16 protein-coding genes are annotated in these 18402 nt (G+C 42.5%); 13 read left to right on the forward strand and 3 right to left on the reverse strand.

Annotated elements, in window-relative coordinates; all coding sequences use genetic code 11:
* Position 1 precedes the first annotated feature (1 nt).
* The 13 genes from ilvB (at position 2) to argH (ending at position 15211) form a co-directional block, all read left to right on the forward strand.
* Positions 2–1735, forward strand: coding sequence for a biosynthetic-type acetolactate synthase large subunit (ilvB, locus tag ML462_RS11070; protein ID WP_240713880.1), 1734 nt, complete (start codon positions 2–4; stop codon positions 1733–1735).
* On the forward strand, positions 1735–2274 hold the full coding sequence (ilvN, locus tag ML462_RS11075; RefSeq protein WP_240713881.1) for an acetolactate synthase small subunit: 540 nt from the start codon (positions 1735–1737) through the stop codon (positions 2272–2274). The genes ilvB and ilvN overlap by 1 nt, the downstream gene beginning before the upstream one ends.
* Positions 2271–3740 (forward strand): ketol-acid reductoisomerase, encoded by a 1470-nt coding sequence (gene ilvC / locus ML462_RS11080; protein ID WP_240713882.1) that lies wholly within the window; start codon positions 2271–2273, stop codon positions 3738–3740. Before ilvN ends, ilvC begins: the two co-directional genes overlap by 4 nt.
* Positions 3740–5014 carry a threonine ammonia-lyase IlvA gene (ilvA, locus tag ML462_RS11085; protein ID WP_240713883.1) on the forward strand — a complete coding sequence of 425 codons (1275 nt, stop codon included), beginning with the start codon at positions 3740–3742 and terminating at the stop codon, positions 5012–5014. Before ilvC ends, ilvA begins: the two co-directional genes overlap by 1 nt.
* 339 nt (positions 5015–5353) lie before the next feature.
* The gene (locus ML462_RS11090) at positions 5354–5995 is read left to right on the forward strand and encodes a GNAT family N-acetyltransferase (protein ID WP_240713884.1); all 642 of its coding nucleotides are present in this window, start codon (positions 5354–5356) and stop codon (positions 5993–5995) included.
* 82 nt (positions 5996–6077) lie between these two features.
* Positions 6078–7265, forward strand: coding sequence for an argininosuccinate synthase (locus ML462_RS11095; protein WP_240713885.1), 1188 nt, complete (start codon positions 6078–6080; stop codon positions 7263–7265).
* Positions 7262–8227: an N-acetyl-gamma-glutamyl-phosphate reductase gene (gene argC, locus ML462_RS11100; RefSeq protein ID WP_240713886.1), complete on the forward strand. Its 966-nt coding sequence runs from the start codon at positions 7262–7264 to the stop codon at positions 8225–8227. Before ML462_RS11095 ends, argC begins: the two co-directional genes overlap by 4 nt.
* Positions 8228–8456: 229 nt before the next feature.
* Positions 8457–9251: a pyrroline-5-carboxylate reductase gene (proC, locus tag ML462_RS11105; protein ID WP_240713887.1), complete on the forward strand. Its 795-nt coding sequence runs from the start codon at positions 8457–8459 to the stop codon at positions 9249–9251.
* Between the two features lie 2 nt (positions 9252–9253).
* Positions 9254–10411, forward strand: a complete 1158-nt coding sequence (locus ML462_RS11110) for an aspartate aminotransferase family protein (RefSeq protein WP_240713888.1) — start codon at positions 9254–9256, stop codon at positions 10409–10411.
* 167 nt (positions 10412–10578) lie between these two features.
* Positions 10579–11526, forward strand: a complete 948-nt coding sequence (locus ML462_RS11115) for an N-acetylornithine carbamoyltransferase (protein WP_240713889.1) — start codon at positions 10579–10581, stop codon at positions 11524–11526.
* Between the two features lie 229 nt (positions 11527–11755).
* Positions 11756–12532: an acetylglutamate kinase gene (gene argB, locus ML462_RS11120; protein ID WP_240713890.1), complete on the forward strand. Its 777-nt coding sequence runs from the start codon at positions 11756–11758 to the stop codon at positions 12530–12532.
* The gene (locus ML462_RS11125) at positions 12532–13599 is read left to right on the forward strand and encodes a M20 family metallo-hydrolase (protein ID WP_240713891.1); all 1068 of its coding nucleotides are present in this window, start codon (positions 12532–12534) and stop codon (positions 13597–13599) included. Before argB ends, ML462_RS11125 begins: the two co-directional genes overlap by 1 nt.
* A 334-nt stretch (positions 13600–13933) precedes the next feature.
* Positions 13934–15211, forward strand: a complete 1278-nt coding sequence (gene argH / locus ML462_RS11130; RefSeq protein ID WP_240713892.1) for an argininosuccinate lyase — start codon at positions 13934–13936, stop codon at positions 15209–15211.
* A 63-nt stretch (positions 15212–15274) separates the two neighbouring features.
* Here argH and leuB read toward each other — a convergent pair whose 3' ends face one another.
* Genes leuB through leuC form a run of 3 tightly spaced genes read right to left on the reverse strand, consistent with a single transcriptional unit; the run spans position 15275 to position 18400 of the window.
* A complete protein-coding gene (leuB, locus tag ML462_RS11135; protein ID WP_240713893.1) occupies positions 15275–16390 on the reverse strand; it encodes a 3-isopropylmalate dehydrogenase in 1116 nt (371 codons plus the stop codon).
* Positions 16391–16394: 4 nt separating this feature from the next.
* Positions 16395–17018, reverse strand: coding sequence for a 3-isopropylmalate dehydratase small subunit (leuD, locus tag ML462_RS11140; RefSeq protein ID WP_240713894.1), 624 nt, complete (start codon positions 17016–17018; stop codon positions 16395–16397).
* Positions 17018–18400 (reverse strand): 3-isopropylmalate dehydratase large subunit, encoded by a 1383-nt coding sequence (gene leuC, locus ML462_RS11145; RefSeq protein ID WP_240713895.1) that lies wholly within the window; start codon positions 18398–18400, stop codon positions 17018–17020. Before leuC ends, leuD begins: the two co-directional genes overlap by 1 nt.
* Positions 18401–18402 lie beyond the last annotated feature (2 nt).

Raw genomic sequence — 18402 nt, forward strand, 5'->3', positions numbered from 1 at the left:
TATGCAGGTAAAAACAGCAAGTTTCGAAAAGGTAAAAACAAAGAACACCTTGACCGTTTCAGGGGCTGAAGCGGTGATCAAATGTTTGCTTGAGGAAGGTGTGGAGACTATTTACGGTTATCCGGGAGGGGCGATTATGCCCGTCTATGATGAACTGTATAAATATCAGAAGGAGATTCACCACGTCCTCACCAGGCATGAACAGGGCGCTACCCATGCGGCCCAGGGTTATGCCCGGGTTTCCGGAAAAGTTGGAGTGGCTATTGCTACTTCCGGTCCAGGAGCAACCAACCTCATTACGGGAATTGCTGATGCCCAGATCGATTCAACACCTATGGTATGCATTACCGGGCAGGTAGGCTCCCATTTACTCGGAAGTGATGCCTTCCAGGAAACCGATATTGTGGGAATTTCCACGCCAGTTACCAAATGGAACTACCAGATAACTAAAGCCGAAGAGATCCCGGAGGTAATGGCAAAGGCCTTTTATATTGCCAAATCGGGAAGACCTGGACCTGTATTAATCGATATTACCAAGGATGCGCAATTCGCTTCACTGGAGTTCAGTTATAAAAAATGCTCAGGCATAAGAAGCTATAAACCGATTCCGGAATTGAACCTTCTGGAGGTTGAAAGGGCTGCCGATGTCATCAATAATGCGAAAAAACCGATGATTGTTTGGGGTCAGGGTGTGATCCTTGGAGAAGCTGAAGAGCTTTTCAAACAGGTTGTTGAAAAAGCCGGTATTCCTGCGGCCTGGACTATTCTGGGACTTTCGGCCTTACCAACAGATCATCCGCTGAATGTAGGAATGGTAGGCATGCATGGTAATTACGCGCCGAATATGCTTACCAACGAATGCGATGTTTTGATCGCCATAGGGATGCGATTCGATGACCGGGTGACTGGAAACCTTGAAAAATACGCCAAACAGGCTAAAGTGGTCCATTTTGAGATCGATCCAGCCGAAATTAATAAGAATGTAAAAGCTGATTTTCCTGTTTTGGGAGATGTAAAGGAAAGCTTGAAAGCACTTCTTGAATTGCTGGAGCCGAATTCTCATAAGGAATGGCATAATCAGTTCAAGGAGCTTTACAAGACCGAATATGAAAAAGTGATCAGGAAAGACCTGGATGTCTCTAAAAAAGATCTGGGAATGGCTGAGGTTATTCAGCAGATCAATAAGCAGTCTAACGGAGATGCGATCATTGTCTCAGATGTTGGCCAGCACCAGATGGCCGCCTGCCGTTATGCCAAATTCAATGGCACCAGAAGTAATGTGACTTCCGGCGGACTGGGAACTATGGGCTTTGCACTTCCGGCAGCGATCGGCGCGAAAATGGCCAAACCAGAAAGGGATGTTGTCGCTGTGATTGGTGATGGTGGTTACCAGATGACCATACAGGAACTGGGAACCATTTTTCAGACCAAGGTACCCGTGAAAATTGTGCTTTTAAATAATGGTTTCCTCGGAATGGTAAGACAATGGCAGCAATTGTTCTTTGACAAACGCTATGCCTCTACAACCATGATCAATCCCGATTTTATCACGATCGCTAAAGGATATCATGTTGAAGCAAAACAGGTGACCGAAAGGAGTCAGCTGGCCGATGCCGTGAAAGAAATGATGGAAAGCGAAGAGGCTTATTTCCTTGAAGTTAAAGTTGAACAGGAAGAAAACGTGTTCCCGATGATCCCAACGGGAGCAGCAGTATCTGACGTATTATTGGAATAATGGAAAAGAAGAATTATACCGTATCGATATACACCGAGAACAATCTTGGATTGCTTTCCAGGATCGCTGCCATTTTTTTGAAAAGGCACATCAATATTGAAAGTATCACCGCTTCGCCAAGCGAGGTGACGGAAGTGATGCGTTTTATCATCATTGTGAATGTAACCGAGGAACAGATCAAAAAGATTGTGGGTCAGCTTGAAAAACAGATCGAAGTGATCAAGGCATTTTATCATACCGATGCTGAGACCATTTACCAGGAAACCGCTCTTTATAAGATCAGGTCTCAGGACTTTTTAGACGATCATAATATCCAGGATTTTATCAAGGAAACCAATGCACGCATTGTGACCGTAACCAAGGAATTCTTTGTAATCGAAAAGACTGGAAAACGCAGTGAGGTAGACGCGCTTTATGAAACTTTAAAACCATACGGATTGATGCAGTTCGTGAGATCGGGAACCATCGCGGTCACCAAGAACGAAATGCCAATTTCAGGAATATTAGAAAAATTTAATACTACAAATTCATTATCATGACCAACTATTTTAACAGCCTTTCATCCAGCGAAAAAAAAGCCCAGTTAGCAACCTGCAGATTTATGGAGCTTGAAGAATTCGATAACGGAGTAGATGCTTTAAGAGATAAAAAAATAGTCATTGTTGGCTGCGGCGCTCAGGGTCTTAATCAGGGCCTGAATATGCGCGACAGCGGACTCGATATTTCATATGCGCTTAGGGAAGGCGCGATCAAGGAAAAACGCCAGTCCTGGAAAAATGCTGCGGAAAACGATTTTGCCGTTGGCACTTACGAGGATCTTATCCCGGAAGCCGATCTTGTGATCAACCTAACGCCCGATAAGCAGCATACCTCTGTGATCAAGGCAATCCAGCCGTATCTAAAAAAGAATGCCGTGCTTTCATATTCTCACGGTTTCAATATCGTGGAGGAAGGTATGAAGATCCGCGAAGATGTGACCGTGATCATGGTCGCGCCGAAATGCCCGGGTTCTGAAGTTCGTGAAGAATACAAACGCGGATTTGGGGTGCCAACGCTTATCGCGGTACATCCCGAAAATGATCCTCACGGGATTGGCCTTGAATGGGCAAAGGCTTATGCTTATGCTACCGGTGGTCATAGAGCAGGAGTTCTTGAATCTTCTTTCGTTGCTGAAGTGAAATCAGACCTTATGGGAGAGCAGACCATTCTTTGTGGAGTGCTGCAAACCGGCTCGATCCTCACTTTCGATAAAATGGTTGCTGAAGGAGTCGATCCGAATTATGCCGCGAAATTGATTCAGTATGGTTGGGAAACCATTACCGAAGCTTTAAAACACGGTGGAATTACCCAGATGATGGATCGTCTTTCAGATTCAGCCAAATTAAGAGCCTATGAAATTTCCGAAGACTTAAAGAAAACCATGCGACCACTTTTTCAGAAGCATATGGACGATATTATTTCCGGGGAATTCAGTAGCCGAATGATGAAAGACTGGGCGAATGATGATAAAGAATTGCATACCTGGAGAGCTGAAACAGAGAATACCGCTTTTGAAAAGACCGAAGCGACTTCCGAAGAAATAATCGAACAGGAATATTTTGATAAGGGGGTATTGTTGGTCGCATTTGTGAAATCTGGAGTTGAACTTGCCTTTGAAACCATGGTAGATGCCGGCATTATTGAGGAATCGGCTTATTACGAGTCACTTCACGAAACTCCGTTGATCGCCAATACCATCGCTCGTAAAAAGTTATACGAAATGAACCGGGTGATTTCAGATACTGCTGAATATGGCTGCTACCTTTTCGATCACGCGGCCAAGCCACTAATCAAGGATTATGTGAATTCATTGGAGCCTGAGGTTGCAGGTAAAACCTATGAAGGAAAGGAACCAGATCATCATAAACTGGAAAAAATAAATACTGAAATAAGAAATCATCCTGTTGAGGAGGTCGGAGCAAAACTAAGATCGGCGATGACCGCAATGAAGAAAATATACGCGTAATGGATACTTTGCTGGAAAAAGATAAAATATACAAACCGAGTCACGAAGCTGTTAAACAGGCTGCCGAAAGAATTTCTAAAGTGGTTTTAAGAACACCTTTGGCCGAATCCTTTACCTATTCCAATAGGTTTCAGGCGAAGGTGATGCTGAAACGGGAGGACCTGCAACAGGTTCGATCCTATAAGATTCGGGGTGCGTATAATAAGATTTCCAGCCTTCCGAAGGTACAGTTAGAAAAAGGAGTCATCTGCGCCAGTGCGGGGAATCACGCACAGGGTGTGGCTTTCGCATGCAATAAGCTGAAGGTAAAAGGAGTGATCTATATGCCCGGAACTACTCCGAAACAGAAGGTGGAGCAAACCGAAATGTTTGGAGGAAAATGGGTTGAGGTCGTCTTGAAAGGTGACACTTACGATGATTCCTTTAAAAGCGCGATGAAACATATGGAAACCCATGGTCTTGTATTCATTCATCCATTTGACGATGAAAAAGTGATAGAAGGCCAGGCGACCATCGCTTTGGAAATTCTGGAGCAGGCAGATGCACCTATCGATTATGTGTTTGCTCCCCTTGGCGGCGGTGGACTGCTTGCGGGCGTTTCATCCATGTTCAAGAAACTGTCTCCAAAAACAAAAATTATCGGGATCGAACCCGAGGGCGCTCCTTCGATGAAAACTTCTTTGCGAGCGGGTAAGGTGGTAGAACTCGAGAATATTGAACGTTTTGTAGATGGCGCCTCTGTTCAGAAAGTGGGATCGAGGAATTTTGCCATCTGTAAGGAAAACCTGGATGAGATGATCACGGTTCCTGAAGGTAAGATCTGCCAAACCATTTTAGATTTATATAACCAGGATGCGATGGTGGTGGAACCTGCCGGAGCAATGGCGATCTCTGCTTTGGATTTTTATGCTGAAAAGATCAAAGGGAAGAACGTGGTTTGCATTGTTAGCGGAAGCAATAACGACATTATCAGGATGGCTGAAATCAAGGAAAGAGCATTGCTTTATTCCGGATTGAAACATTATTTCGTGGTGGTTTTCCCGCAGCGAGCAGGTGCTTTAAAGGAGTTTGTAGCAAAAGTTTTGGGCCCTAATGATGATATTACCCATTTTGAATATTCTAAAAAGCACAACAGGTCTAATGGTCCCGCAGTAGTGGGGATCGAATTAAAAGATCCTAATGACTTTAAACCACTGGTAGAGAGAATGAAAAAGAAGAATTTCTATGGAGAATATCTTAACGATAATCCAAATTTATTTCAATTTTTAATCTAGTAAATGCTTGTCGTTTAAAATTTTGTATACATTTGCAATATGATTTCGATCAAACAAATAATATTACCCCGCTTTCATTTCAGGCCCCGCCGCCGCTTCTAGGCCGCGACCCCTGAAACCATTTCTTTTAATATTATTTGATTTTTACCATTTTGAATTACCCATACAGCATAGAACATAAAATTGAGATCAGAACTTTTTCTGACATTTCCCCTATGCGCCGCCGCTTTCCCCGTCGCACGTAAGTGCGTCTATATATCCATGGAACTTAGGTGAGTCCGGTTCCGCCCTCGAGAACCCAGATCAAAAACATTGTTTCAAACTTAATTTCTTTAGCAGATGAAAATTCTCATTGCTAATAAATCTCATGCTTCGTACGCTGAGATCATTTGTAATACTATCGAAGAGTCGGCAAAGGTCCGCGGGACTGGTATTGCGCGCAGAACTCCTGAATATATCATCAATAAGATGGAAAAGGGGAATGCCGTGATCGCTCTGGATGGTGAAAAGTTTGCCGGTTTCTGCTATATCGAAACCTGGAGCCATGATAAGTATGTCGCAAATTCAGGTTTGATCGTGCATCCAGATTTCAGAAATCAGGGGCTGGCCAAGGATATTAAGAATGTCATTTTTGAGCATTCCAGGAAAAAATATCCCGAGGCTAAGATCTTCGGAATTACCACCGGCCTGGCTGTGATGAAGATCAATTATGACCTTGGATACCAGCCGGTCACCTTTTCTGAACTTACCGATGATGAAGCATTCTGGAAAGGCTGCCAGACCTGTAAAAACTATGACGTGCTTACCAGGACCGATCATAAGATGTGTCTGTGTACCGGCATGTTGTACGATCCGGCGAAAAAGAAGGATGCTAAAAAAGTTGAAAAACCGAAGAGCAGGTTCAACGAGAAAACATTTCAAAGGTTAAAGCATATCAAGCAAACGCTTTTCTTTAAAAAGGAAAAGCTGGAAAAAGAGTAGTGAAATTTCGTCAAGCTGAACTTGTTTCAGCTTCTCTATAGATCATGAAACAAGTTCAGGATGACAAAAGCATAAATAAAAAATGAAAAAAGTAGTCATAGCATACAGCGGAGGATTGGACACCTCATATTGCGCGAAATATTTATCTGAAGAAGAGGGTTTTGAAGTTCACGCGGTGAGTGTGAACACGGGCGGATTTTCAAATAAGGAAATTCAGAAAATAGGTGAGAATGCCAAAAAGATCGGGGCTAGCAGCTATCAGAACATCGATGCCATTTCTTCTTTTTATCAAAAAGTGGTGAAGTATCTCATCTTCGGAAATGTATTGAAGAATGATACCTACCCGCTTTCGGTGAGTGCTGAAAGAATCATCCAGGCCATTGAGATCGTGAATTATGCAAAAAAGATCAAGGCAAAATATATCGCGCATGGAAGTACCGGAGCCGGAAATGACCAGGTGAGGTTCGATATGATCTTCCAGATCATCGCGCCGGAAATTCAGATTATTACACCAATAAGGGATAAACAATTGAGCAGGCAGGAGGAAATAGACTACCTTAAAAGCAAGGGAGTGGAAATGAACTGGGAGAAAGCGAAATATTCGGTGAACAAAGGTCTTTGGGGGACCAGTGTTGGTGGTGCCGAAACACTGACTTCAGAAAAAGCTTTACCGGAAGAAGCCTATCCTTCACAATTAATTGAAAAACAACCAAAACAGGTAAAACTTACTTTTACTAAAGGAGAACTAACTGCCTTTGATGGAAACGAAAATTCACCTGAAAAGAACATAGAAATCCTGGAAGGAATTGCCTCGAAATATGCTATTGGCAGGGATATTCACGTGGGTGATACGATTATCGGAATTAAAGGTAGGGTCGGTTTTGAAGCCGCTGCCGCGTTAATCACTATAAAAGCCCACCACCTGCTTGAGAAGCACACTTTGAGCAAATGGCAACTTCAGCATAAGGATTATACCTCCAACTGGTACGGCATGCATCTTCATGAAGGTTTATACCTCGACCCGGTAATGCGTGATTTCGAGGCTCAGCTGGAGAGTTCACAGGAAAAAGTGAGTGGTGACGTCTTTGTAACGCTTCATCCATACAGGTTCACTTTAGACGGAATTAAATCACCGAACGACCTTATGAACAGCAGTTTCGGGAATTATGGAGAGGAGAACAAGGCCTGGACGGCAGATGATGCCAAGGGATTCATTAAGATCCTTTCGAATTCCGGGAAGATCTATCAACATGTAAATCAGGATTCATGATTGAAGCAGGAATTATAGGAGGAGCAGGTTATACCGCTGGGGAATTGATCCGGATTCTTTTGAATCATCCCGAAGTGAATTTGAATTTCGTTTTCAGTACTTCCCAGCCGGGGAAACCGCTTTACAGCATTCACCAGGATCTCATTGGTGAGACCGAAATTGAATTTACTAACGGGATCAATATAGAAGTTGATGTGGTTTTTCTTTGTCTCGGCCACGGAAATTCAAAAAAGTTCCTGGCGGAAAATCAATTTTCAGAAACAACAAAAATCGTGGACCTAAGTACTGATTTCAGGCAGAAATCTGATGAACATTCGTTTGTTTACGGACTACCGGAATTGAACAAGGAGGCGATCAAAAATGCAAATTTTTTAGCCAATCCAGGTTGTTTTGCTACGGCGATCAGCCTTGCAATCCTGCCTCTGTCCAAAAACGGACTTCTAAAAGATGAAATTCATGTAAACGCGGTGACCGGAGCGACAGGTGCGGGGACTTCATTGTCTCAAACCACACATTATACCTGGAGGGATAATAACTTTTCAGCCTATAAATCTTTTGAACATCAGCACCTAGATGAGATCGGTCAGAGTCTAAAACAACTTCAGCCAGATCATGATTCTGAGATCAATTTTATTCCGAACAGGGGAAATTTTTCAAGAGGAATTCATGCGACGGCTTATACCAAATATGTAGGCACCCTGGAAGAAGCGAAAGAGTTTTATCACAATTTTTATGAAAATTCGGCCTTTACTTTTTTAACTGATGAAGAACTGCATTTAAAGCAGGTGGTGAATACGAATAAATGCATTCTAAGATTGCAAAAGTTCGGGAACAAATTACTGGTCACCAGCGTGATCGATAATTTGTTGAAAGGAGCTTCCGGGCAGGCGGTTCAGAATATGAATCTGATGTTTGGGCTGGAGGAAAGGATGGGGTTGAAATTAAAGGCGAATTATTTTTAAAGTATTGAGTATTTAGATATTAGAATTAAGACAAGCTTCAGGATGTCACCTTGAGCGCAGTCGAAAGGTGGGGTTATGGGAGACCTCGCTGGAATACAAAACCTGTGAGGTTTGAAGCTCGAATAAAATTGAAAACCAGGTCACTGCGAGTGCAGCGAAGCAGTCTCTATAAAAAATAGATTGCGTCGCTTCGTTTCACTCCGCTCGCAATGACTAAAATTACCAGAATATGAAAATAGCAATTATCGGTACCGGGAATCTGGGCGTTTCGATCGCGAAGGGGTTGATCTTCAGCAATGCGTTTACCACGCTGTATCTTACCAAAAGAAAGACGGAGGATATTCAGGAATTTTCAGAATATAATGAAGTGAGCATCACTTCAGATAACTTGGAAGCAGTCAAGAGTTCTGATATCCTGATTTTCGCTGTTCAACCCACCCAGCTGGAAAAAATCCTGCATGAGATCAAAAATGAGCTTACCGATAAGCACGTGCTGATCTCAACCGTTACCGGATTCAAGATTCCGCGTATGGAAAGTATAGTTGGCGAGCATCATTTCATTATTCGATCTATGCCAAATACGGCCATTGCGGTGGGTAAGTCCATGACCTGCCTATGCTCAAATGAGGCAGGACAAAAAAGGATCAGGATCGCCGAGGCTATTTTCAACCGACTTGGAACCAGTATCATTATTCCTGAAAACAAGATGCAGGCAGCCACCGTGATCTGTGCAAGTGGAGTCGCGTTCTGGATGCGATTAATACGCGCAACAACCCAGGGAGCTGTACAACTAGGATTCGATGCGAAAGATGCTCAGCAGCTTTCAATGCAAACTTGTTTAGGTGCTGCGAGCCTGTTGATTGAATCGGGAAAACACCCGGAAGAAGAGATCGATAAGGTAACAACCCCTCGAGGCTGTACTATTGAAGGATTGAACGAAATGGAACATAACGGACTCAGTTCCTCACTAATTAAAGGAATCCAGGCCTCGTTCAAAAAAATTAATAATATCTCAGACCAGTAATTATGGAATTATTTGATGTTTATCCACTTTATGATATCACGCCTGTTAAGGGCGAGGGCTGCTATGTATTTGATGAGAATGGTAAGAAATACCTTGATCTTTATGGCGGACATGCCGTAATCTCTATTGGTCATTCGTATCCCGCTTATGTGAATGCCATCCAGAACCAGGTATCAAGACTCGGGTTCTATTCGAATTCTATTAAAAATCCACTTCAAAAGGAACTGGCCCATAAGCTGGAAAAGGTATCCGGAGTTAAAGACTATAGTCTCTTTCTATGCAGTTCAGGAGCTGAAGCCAATGAAAATGCTTTAAAAGTTGCCTCTTTTGAAACCGGGAAGGACAGAATTATATATTTTGAAAATGCCTTCCACGGAAGGACTTCCGGGGTGGTGGCCATTACTGATAATGAGAATATCAAGGCGCCTTTTAACCTGGGACATAAAGCTACAAAATTAGCTTATAATGATACTGAAGCCTTACAGTCTGAAATTGAAAAAGGCGACGTGGCTGCAGTTATTTTTGAAGTGATTCAGGGCGTTGGCGGACTCGATGAAGCAACTACCGAATTTTACAGGTCGGCTGCTGAATTATGTAAAGAAAATCAGGTAATGCTGATTGTCGATGAGGTGCAGTCGGGTTATGGTAGAACGGGCGATTTCTTCGCTTTTCAGAAGCATGGCATCAGACCCGATATTATAACGATGGCCAAGGGAATGGGAAATGGTTTTCCTATCGGCGGAATCCTAATTGATGAAAATATTAAACCAAAATACGGCATGTTAGGAACCACCTTTGGCGGAAATCACCTGGCCTGTGCGGCGGGAATTTCTGTATTGGATATTATTCAGAAGGAAAATTTGATGGAAAATGCTGTGGAGGTTTCAGAATATGTAAAAACCGAAGCGGCCAGAATTCCGGAAATTAAAAAGATCAAAGGAAGAGGCTTGATGATTGGATTGGAATTCGAATTTGAGATCGCTGCTCTAAGGAAAGAACTTTTATTTGAACACCAGATTTTTACCGGTGCATCTTCAAATAAAAAGTTGCTGCGTATCCTGCCACCATTGAATATTAAAAAAGAACATTTTAAAATCTTTTTTGCTGCATTAAAGCAGGTTTTAAAAGAACAAAATCATAAAGTTTTAAAGTTATCCTAAACTTTTTTCAGAATCTATGGAGAAGCTGAAATCGAAGATTCAACGTAGTTATACAAGTTCAGCTTGACAATAAAATAAAAGAAAAGAATGTCATTTCGAACGAAGTGAGAAATCTAAAATTCCTCAGGCGTAAACTTTTTCGGAATGACAATTAATACAAAATAAAAATGAAGAACTACACCAGCATAGCAGATATAGACGATCTGGAAGGAATCATAAGAGAGGCGAGAAGTCTTAAAATTCAGAATCCTGAATCCAAAGTTGGAACCGGGAAAACTTTAGGGATGCTATTTTTTAATCCGAGTCTGCGTACACGTCTAAGTACCGAAAAAGCTGCAAAACTGCTTGGGATGGAGGTAATGGTGATGAACGTTGGAACCGATGGCTGGGCACTGGAATTTGAGGATGGTGCTGTGATGAATTCAGATAAAGCCGAGCATATTAAAGAAGCCGCAGCGGTACTTTCTCAATATTGCGATATTATCGCGGTACGGGCATTCCCAGAATTGAAGGACCGAAAAAAGGATGAAGCCGAACAAGTGATGAACAGTTTCATGAAATATGCTTCGGTGCCTATTGTTAACCTGGAAAGTGCTACGGGTCATCCGCTGCAGGCACTGGCAGATGCGATCACAATAAATGAATTCAATACGGCTAAGAAACCAAAAGTAGTTCTAAGCTGGGCCCCGCATCCAAAAGCATTGCCACAGTCAGTTGCTAATTCGTTCGTGGAGATGATGCAAAGACTAGAAGTGGATCTGGTGATCACCAATCCGGAGGGGTATGACCTCGCCCCAAACATCAGGAAAAATACTAAAGTAGAGCATGATCAGGAAAAGGCTTTTGAAGACGCCGATTTCGTGTATGTGAAGAACTGGAGCAGTTATGAGAATTACGGTGAGGTTTTGAATATTCAAAAGAACTGGACCGTGAACCAGGAAAAACTGAAAAATTCGAAAAATGTGAAGGTAATGCACTGCCTTCCGGTAAGGAGAAATGTGGTGATCGCCGATGATGTGCTGGACAGTGAGAAATCAATTGTGATCCAGCAGGCGAATAATAGGACCTTCGCAGCGCAGGTGGTGCTGAAAAGGATTTTGGAGTGTGCAAAGTAAGATCGTCAAGCTGAACTTGTTTCAGCTTCTCTTGAGATCCTGAAATCGAAGATCCGACGAAGTCAAACGAGTTCAGGATGACGAAAAAATAATTAAGAGAATAAGGTCATTTCGATCGAAGTGAGAAATCTCATAAAATAGATTGCCACGCCTGCAAATGCAGACTCGCAATGGCCTAAAATATAGCCGAAACGAATATTAGTGTAATTGTGGTAAACAAAATAAAAGAATGAAACCAAGCCTGAAAATCGTAAAAATAGGAGGGAAGCTCATCGAAAATGAGGCTTTACTGAATTCCTTTTTGGATGATTTTGTTCAATTGAATGGACCAAAGATCCTTTGTCATGGCGGTGGGAACAAAGCCACGGAAGTTGCCGGCAAACTTGGCAATGAAACCAAAATGGTAGATGGAAGAAGAATTACCGATAAGGATTCCATGGAGGTGATCACCATGGTTTACGGCGGACTTTTAAACAAAAATATAGTTGCAAAACTTCAGGCCAAAGGTCAAAATGCGATTGGGCTTTGTGGGGCAGACGGGAATGTTTTGATCTCAAAAAGAAGGCCGGTTAAGGAGATCGATTATGGCTTTGTAGGAGACGTGGTAAAAGTGAATTCTGATTTTATTGCTAACTTATTGAGCCCAGGAATTGTACCGGTATTTTCGGCTATTTCTTGTACTGAAGAAGGGGTTTTGCTAAATACAAATGGAGATTCGGTGGCTTCTGAAATTGCAATCGCGATGAGTAAGCTTTATGAAACTCGGCTATATTTCTGTTCAGAAAAGAAGGGAGTTCTAAAGGATATTTCCGATGAAAATTCAGTGATATTAAAGATGGATTCAGAAAAATATAAAGAGCTGGTCGAAGCCAAAGTGGTCACAGATGGTATGCTGCCTAAACTCCACAACTGCTTTCAGGCGATCGACAGGGGAGTGAAATCGGTTTTACTGGGCGATTCCGGATTATTAAAGAAAAATTCCATTCATACAAAAATTGTAAAATAATGCAGCTACAGGAACTTCAGGAACAAGCCGTTGAATTACTTAAAAATCTGATCGAAACCCAGTCTTTTTCAGGAGAGGAAAACCTTACTGCCGACCTGTTGCAAAACTGGTTCAATGAGCATAAAATTCCACATCACAGGTATTTAAACAATATCTGGGCAGTAAACGAGCATTTTGATGAAGCAAAACCAACATTATTGTTGAATTCTCATCATGACACGGTGAAGCCTAATTCTGGTTATACCAGGGAACCATTCAAAGCAGAGATCGAAAATGGCAAATTATACGGCCTAGGAAGTAATGATGCCGGCGGCTGCCTGGTTTCCCTGTTGGCGACTTTTACCTACTTGTTTTCTACAGAAAATCTTAGTCATAACCTGTTGTTTGCGGGTACGGCAGAGGAGGAGATCAATGGTGAAAACGGCATCGCAGGACTTTTGCCTGAAATTCCGAAGATTGACGTGGCTATCGTAGGGGAGCCAACGTTAATGAACCTGGCCGTAGCCGAAAAAGGCCTGATTGTTTTTGATGCGGTAGTCAAGGGAAAACCATCCCATGCTGCTCATCCAAATGAGGAAAATTCAATCTATAAAACGGCTAAAGTGCTGGAATGGTTCCAAAATTTCAGGCTGAATGAAATTTCTGAAACGCTTGGAGAGGTTAAAGTTACCGTGACGCAGATCTATGCCGGCAGTCAGCATAATGTCGTGCCGGCAAAAACACACCTGGTGATCGATGTTCGAGTAAATGATAAGTACAGCAACCAGGAAATTGAAAGTATTCTGAAAGAGAAAGCACCGGTCGATGAGATCAAAGCTCGTAGTCTCAGGCTGAATTCCTCTTCCATGCCCTTAGATCATGCGCTGGTAAAGGCCGGAATCGACCTTGGAATGGAAACCTATGGATCACCAACGCTTTCAGACCAGGCGATGCTAAGTTGTCCTTCGGTTAAATTAGGTCCGGGGGATTCTACAAGATCACATTCGGCAGATGAATTTATTTACATTAAGGAAATTGAGGAAGGTATAGGAAAATATATAAAATTGCTTGAGAAGGCGCTGAAATAATTTGTTGGACTGAGCTTTTAATATATTCAGCCACGGATGCACTAATGATCTATTATTCGTGCATTAGTGGCAACTTATAAAAGGCACTTCGACAGGCTCAATGCACCAGTAAATTAACTGTCATTTCGAACGCAGTGAGAAATTTGAGATTCCGCAATCGTAAGCTCCTTCGGAATAACAATGAAAATTAAACCGTCATCCTGAACTTGGTTCAGGATCTTTAGAGCAGCTGAAACTCCCGAAGCTTCGGGACAGCTTAACGAAATTAAAAGGCTTCTTGCCCCTCGGCTCGGCTCGGGGTGACGCGTTCGAGGTGACATTAAAACAAGAAAATATGAAACTCTGGGATAAAGGTATTTCAATAGACAAACAAATAGAAAATTTCACGGTAGGTAATGACCGTGAGCTGGACATGCACCTGGCTAAATATGATATTCTGGCTTCCAAGGCGCATGCAAAAATGCTGGGGAAAGCAGGTATTTTGAAAGATGAGGAAGTGGAAGCCATACTTTCAGAACTGGAAATATTAAAGGAACAGTTCGAAAATGGTGAATTTCAAATAGAATCGGACTTTGAAGATGTCCATTCCAAAATCGAGTTCGAACTGACGAAAAAACTGGGCGATGCAGGGAAAAAAATCCATACGGCTCGTTCCAGGAACGATCAGGTTCTCGTCGCGCAGCAATTATATTTTAAGGAAAACCTTAAGGAGATCTCAGAAAAAACAAAGGAACTGATTGAAGTGCTTTTAGGACTGGCCGAGAAACATAAGGAAAAATTGCTTCCGGGTTATACACATCTACAAGTAGCGATGCCTTCTTCTTTTGGTCTTTGGTTTTCGGCTTATGCCGAATTGCTGATCGATGATCTTTATCTGCTTGAAGCCGGACTCAGGATCGTGGACCAAAATCCGCTGGGATCGGCGGCCGGCTATGGGTCGTCATTTCCTATAGACAGAGAATTTACCACCGAAATAATGGGATTTGCAACTCAGAAATTCAATGTGGTAGCCGCACAGATGAGCCGTGGAAAATGCGAAAGGACGGTCACCTCCAATATCGCTTCTTTAGCCAATACTCTTTCAAGATTTGCCATGGACATCTGCCTTTATATGAGCCAGAATTTTGATTTTATCACTTTTCCAGACGAGCTCACCACCGGTTCCAGCATTATGCCGCATAAAAAAAATCCGGATGTTTTTGAGCTAATTAGGGGAAAATGCAATAAACTTCAGGCGATTGCCAACGAAATGATTCTTATTACCAATAACCTGCCAAGCGGCTATCACAGGGATTTTCAGCTAATCAAGGAAAACAGCATTTATTCCGTTGAAAATATGAAGGAAATCCTGGATATTTTTACCCATTCCATTGCCCAGATTAAGGTTAAGGAAATAGACCTGAAAGATGAAAAATACAAATATCTGTTCACGGTAGACAGTATCAACGAACTGGTGATCAATGGGAAATCCTTTAGGGATGCCTATAAGGTCATTGGCGAGCAGGTGCAGACTGGAAATTATGAAGCTTCAGAAGGGATGAAACATACGCACACCGGGAGCAAGGATAATCTTGCGCTGAATAGCATCAGGGCAAAATTGCAGCAATTATAAAAGCCAAACCTCCTGCGAAATAGATCCTGCAGGAGGTTGCTCCTAAACAAACATGAAATTCTTCTAAATGATGGTCATCTGCCCGAGGTTGAGGTTTTCATTGTTTACAATATGACCTTCGGTATCGCTGATCACACTTTCCAGGAAATCACCCACTCTCTCAGTAGAATAATGATTATCGGTATTAATATCTTTGGTGCAAACATTCAATTTTATGCTTAATTCCACGGCCATTCTAACTGTTTCTGCCTCTTTTTTCAGACCTAAATGATCCAGAAGCATGGCTGCGGAAAGTACCGAAGCTACAGGATTGGCAATTCCCTTTCCGGCCGCCTGGGGATATGAGCCATGAATTGGCTCAAAGAGGGCATTTTCAGTTCCTACCGAAGCCGACTCTAATAATCCTATACTTCCGCCAATCACGCTGGCTTCATCAGATATGATATCTCCGAACATATTTTCAGTCAGGATCACGTCGAATTGTTTTGGATTCAGGATCATTTGCATCGCGGCATTGTCTACGAACAAATAATCAACTTTAACGCTGGGATATGCTTTAGCGATCTCAGTCACCGTTTTACGCCATAAGCGCGAAGTTTCCAAAACATTTGCCTTATCAACAAGCGTTAGTTTATTTCTTCTATCTTCAGCAGCTTTGAACGCCAGATGAGCCACCCGTTCAATCTCCTCTATAGAATAGGTACAAAGGTCTGAAGCGGAACGGCCATCTTCAGCCGTGCTTTTTTCACCGAAATAAATACCACCTGTAAGTTCACGGAAGATTACCATATCGGCTCCTTCGATATTCTCAGGTTTTAGAGGTGATTTATGAATAAGACTATCATAAGCTCTCACCGGCCGGATATTAGCAAAAAGTCCGAGCTCTTTTCTTAATTTTAAAAGACCTTGCTCTGGCCTTACCTTGGCTGAAGGATCATTATCATATTTTGGATCACCAATGGCACCAAATAACACAGCATCAGAATTTTTACATAATTCAAGTGTGGCTGCCGGCAAAGGATCCCCCAACTGATCTATTGCAATTGCACCCACTTTAGCTTCTTCAAATTTGAACTCATGATCAAACCTATCTGCAACGGCCCTCAGCACTTTGACTGACTGCTGTGTTATTTCAGGACCAATCCCGTCTCCGGGCAATACGGCTATATTAAATTTCATACTTTCAGTTTTGTAGGGTTTCTTCTAATTTGTTCAGTTTTTCGAATCGCTTTTGCTCAAATTCCTTGATTTCTTCCAATTTACTAGTAAGGAAATCTATATCGTCATATCCATTCAGCAGGCAGGTTTTTTTATAGGCATCGATCTCAAAACTTTCGCTCTCAGCTGAACTTTCTATTTCTATTTTCTGTTCATGCAGGTCGATAATAATCTTTTCATTAGGATCATTTTCAACCGCTTTGAATAATTTATGCAGAAATTCAGCGCTTACCTGTACGGGTAAAACCCCATTATTTAAGGCGTTTCCTTTGAAAATATCGGCAAAATAGCTTGATACCACAGCCTTGAATCCGTGGGCTTTTATGGCCCAGGCGGCATGCTCCCGGCTGGAACCGCAGCCAAAATTATTTCCAGCGATCAATATGGAACCTGAATATTTATCTTGATTCAGAACAAAATCGGGATTTGGTTCTCCATTTTTATCAAAGCGCCAGTCTCTGAAAAGATTTTCTCCGAATCCTTCCTTATCAGTAGCCTTAAGGAAACGAGCGGGAATGATCTGGTCTGTATCCACATTTTCGGCGTCCAAAGGAACCGCAGTATCTGTTAATTTTATGAATTTTTCCATTAGTTCAATGTTTGGGTGTAATCTGAAATTTTTCCTGAAATGGCCGTTGCAGCCGCCGTTAACGGACTCGCCAGAATAGTCCTGGAACCAGGACCCTGCCTGCCTTCAAAATTTCTATTACTTGTGGAAACACAATATTCTCCTTCCGGGATCTTATCATCGTTCATGGCTAAACATGCGGAACAACCGGGTTGTCTTAGTGTAAATCCTGCTTCTTCGAAAACCTTGTCCAGGCCTTCTTCCCTGATCTGAGAAGCGACCTGCCGGCTTCCCGGAACGATCAACGCATTCACATTTGCGGCTTTTTTCTTTCCTTTGATATAAGATGCTGCGACCCTGAAATCCTCGATTCTTGAATTGGTACAACTGCCGATGAAAATATAATTGATAGGCTTTTCGAGTAGCGTTTCCCCTGGTTTGAAATTCATATAAGCCAGCGCTTTCGCATCGCTCTTATTTCCTTCCAAAGGAATAGCTCCTGTCAATTTAATACCCATTCCCGGGTTGGTTCCGTAGGTGATCATCGGTTCGATATCTTCAGCATCAAAGGAATATTCCTGGTCGAATTCAGCTCCTTCATCGGTCTTCAAAGTTTCCCAGTGCGCTTTCATTTTTTCAAATTCAGCTCCTTTGGGCGCGAATTCCCTGCCTTCCACATAATGGATAGTAGTCTGGTCTGGAGCGATCAATCCGCCCCGGGCACCCATTTCGATGCTCATATTACAAACAGTCATTCGGCCTTCCATAGACATTTCTTCGAACACATTTCCGGCGTATTCACAGAAATAACCGGTACCCGAATTGGTTCCCAGTTTACTGATGATATACAGGATCACATCTTTCGGTAACACACCTTTTTTCAGGTTTCCATTCACATTCACACGCAGCTTTTTCGGTTTTTCAACCAGCAAACACTGGCTAGCAAAAACTTGCGTCACCTGGCTGGTACCAATTCCGAAGGCAATGGTTCCGAAGGCGCCATGAGTCGAAGTGTGGCTATCCCCGCAAACGATGGTCATCCCGGGTTGAGTGATCCCCAACTCGGGAGCCATCACATGGACAATACCATTGTAGGGATGGCCGAGTCCGTATAAAGTAATATTGTTCTCTTCACAGTTCAGACTCAGCTCCTTCAGTTGTTTTCTTGACAAAAGATCCTTCACCGGCAGGTGCTGATCTTTTGTGGGTGTATTATGATCGGCCGTGGCAACGATCTGCTCCGGACGAAAAATTGGAATATTTCTTTCTTTTAATTCATTAAATGCCTGCGGACTGGTAACTTCATGGATCAGGTGTTTGTCGATATATAAAATGTCCGGCCCATTAGGTATGCTTTCCACAACATGGGAGTCCCATATTTTATCAAATAAGGTTTTCTTCATAA

Source organism: Christiangramia lutea (assembly GCF_022489035.1).
GTDB classification, from domain to species: domain Bacteria; phylum Bacteroidota; class Bacteroidia; order Flavobacteriales; family Flavobacteriaceae; genus Christiangramia; species Christiangramia lutea.

Bases quoted from the DNA above. Each gene is read 5' to 3' on its own strand.
- ilvB (WP_240713880.1), top strand. From the start codon at position 2: ATGCAGGTAAAAACAGCAAGTTTCGAAAAGGTAAAAACAAAGAACACC.
- ilvN (WP_240713881.1), top strand. From the start codon at position 1,735: ATGGAAAAGAAGAATTATACCGTATCGATATACACCGAGAACAATCTT.
- ilvC (WP_240713882.1), top strand. From the start codon at position 2,271: ATGACCAACTATTTTAACAGCCTTTCATCCAGCGAAAAAAAAGCCCAG.
- ilvA (WP_240713883.1), top strand. From the start codon at position 3,740: ATGGATACTTTGCTGGAAAAAGATAAAATATACAAACCGAGTCACGAA.
- ML462_RS11090 (WP_240713884.1), top strand. From the start codon at position 5,354: ATGAAAATTCTCATTGCTAATAAATCTCATGCTTCGTACGCTGAGATC.
- ML462_RS11095 (WP_240713885.1), top strand. From the start codon at position 6,078: ATGAAAAAAGTAGTCATAGCATACAGCGGAGGATTGGACACCTCATAT.
- argC (WP_240713886.1), top strand. From the start codon at position 7,262: ATGATTGAAGCAGGAATTATAGGAGGAGCAGGTTATACCGCTGGGGAA.
- proC (WP_240713887.1), top strand. From the start codon at position 8,457: ATGAAAATAGCAATTATCGGTACCGGGAATCTGGGCGTTTCGATCGCG.
- ML462_RS11110 (WP_240713888.1), top strand. From the start codon at position 9,254: ATGGAATTATTTGATGTTTATCCACTTTATGATATCACGCCTGTTAAG.
- ML462_RS11115 (WP_240713889.1), top strand. From the start codon at position 10,579: ATGAAGAACTACACCAGCATAGCAGATATAGACGATCTGGAAGGAATC.
- argB (WP_240713890.1), top strand. From the start codon at position 11,756: ATGAAACCAAGCCTGAAAATCGTAAAAATAGGAGGGAAGCTCATCGAA.
- ML462_RS11125 (WP_240713891.1), top strand. From the start codon at position 12,532: ATGCAGCTACAGGAACTTCAGGAACAAGCCGTTGAATTACTTAAAAAT.
- argH (WP_240713892.1), top strand. From the start codon at position 13,934: ATGAAACTCTGGGATAAAGGTATTTCAATAGACAAACAAATAGAAAAT.
- leuB (WP_240713893.1), bottom strand. From the start codon at position 16,390: ATGAAATTTAATATAGCCGTATTGCCCGGAGACGGGATTGGTCCTGAA.
- leuD (WP_240713894.1), bottom strand. From the start codon at position 17,018: ATGGAAAAATTCATAAAATTAACAGATACTGCGGTTCCTTTGGACGCC.
- leuC (WP_240713895.1), bottom strand. From the start codon at position 18,400: ATGAAGAAAACCTTATTTGATAAAATATGGGACTCCCATGTTGTGGAA.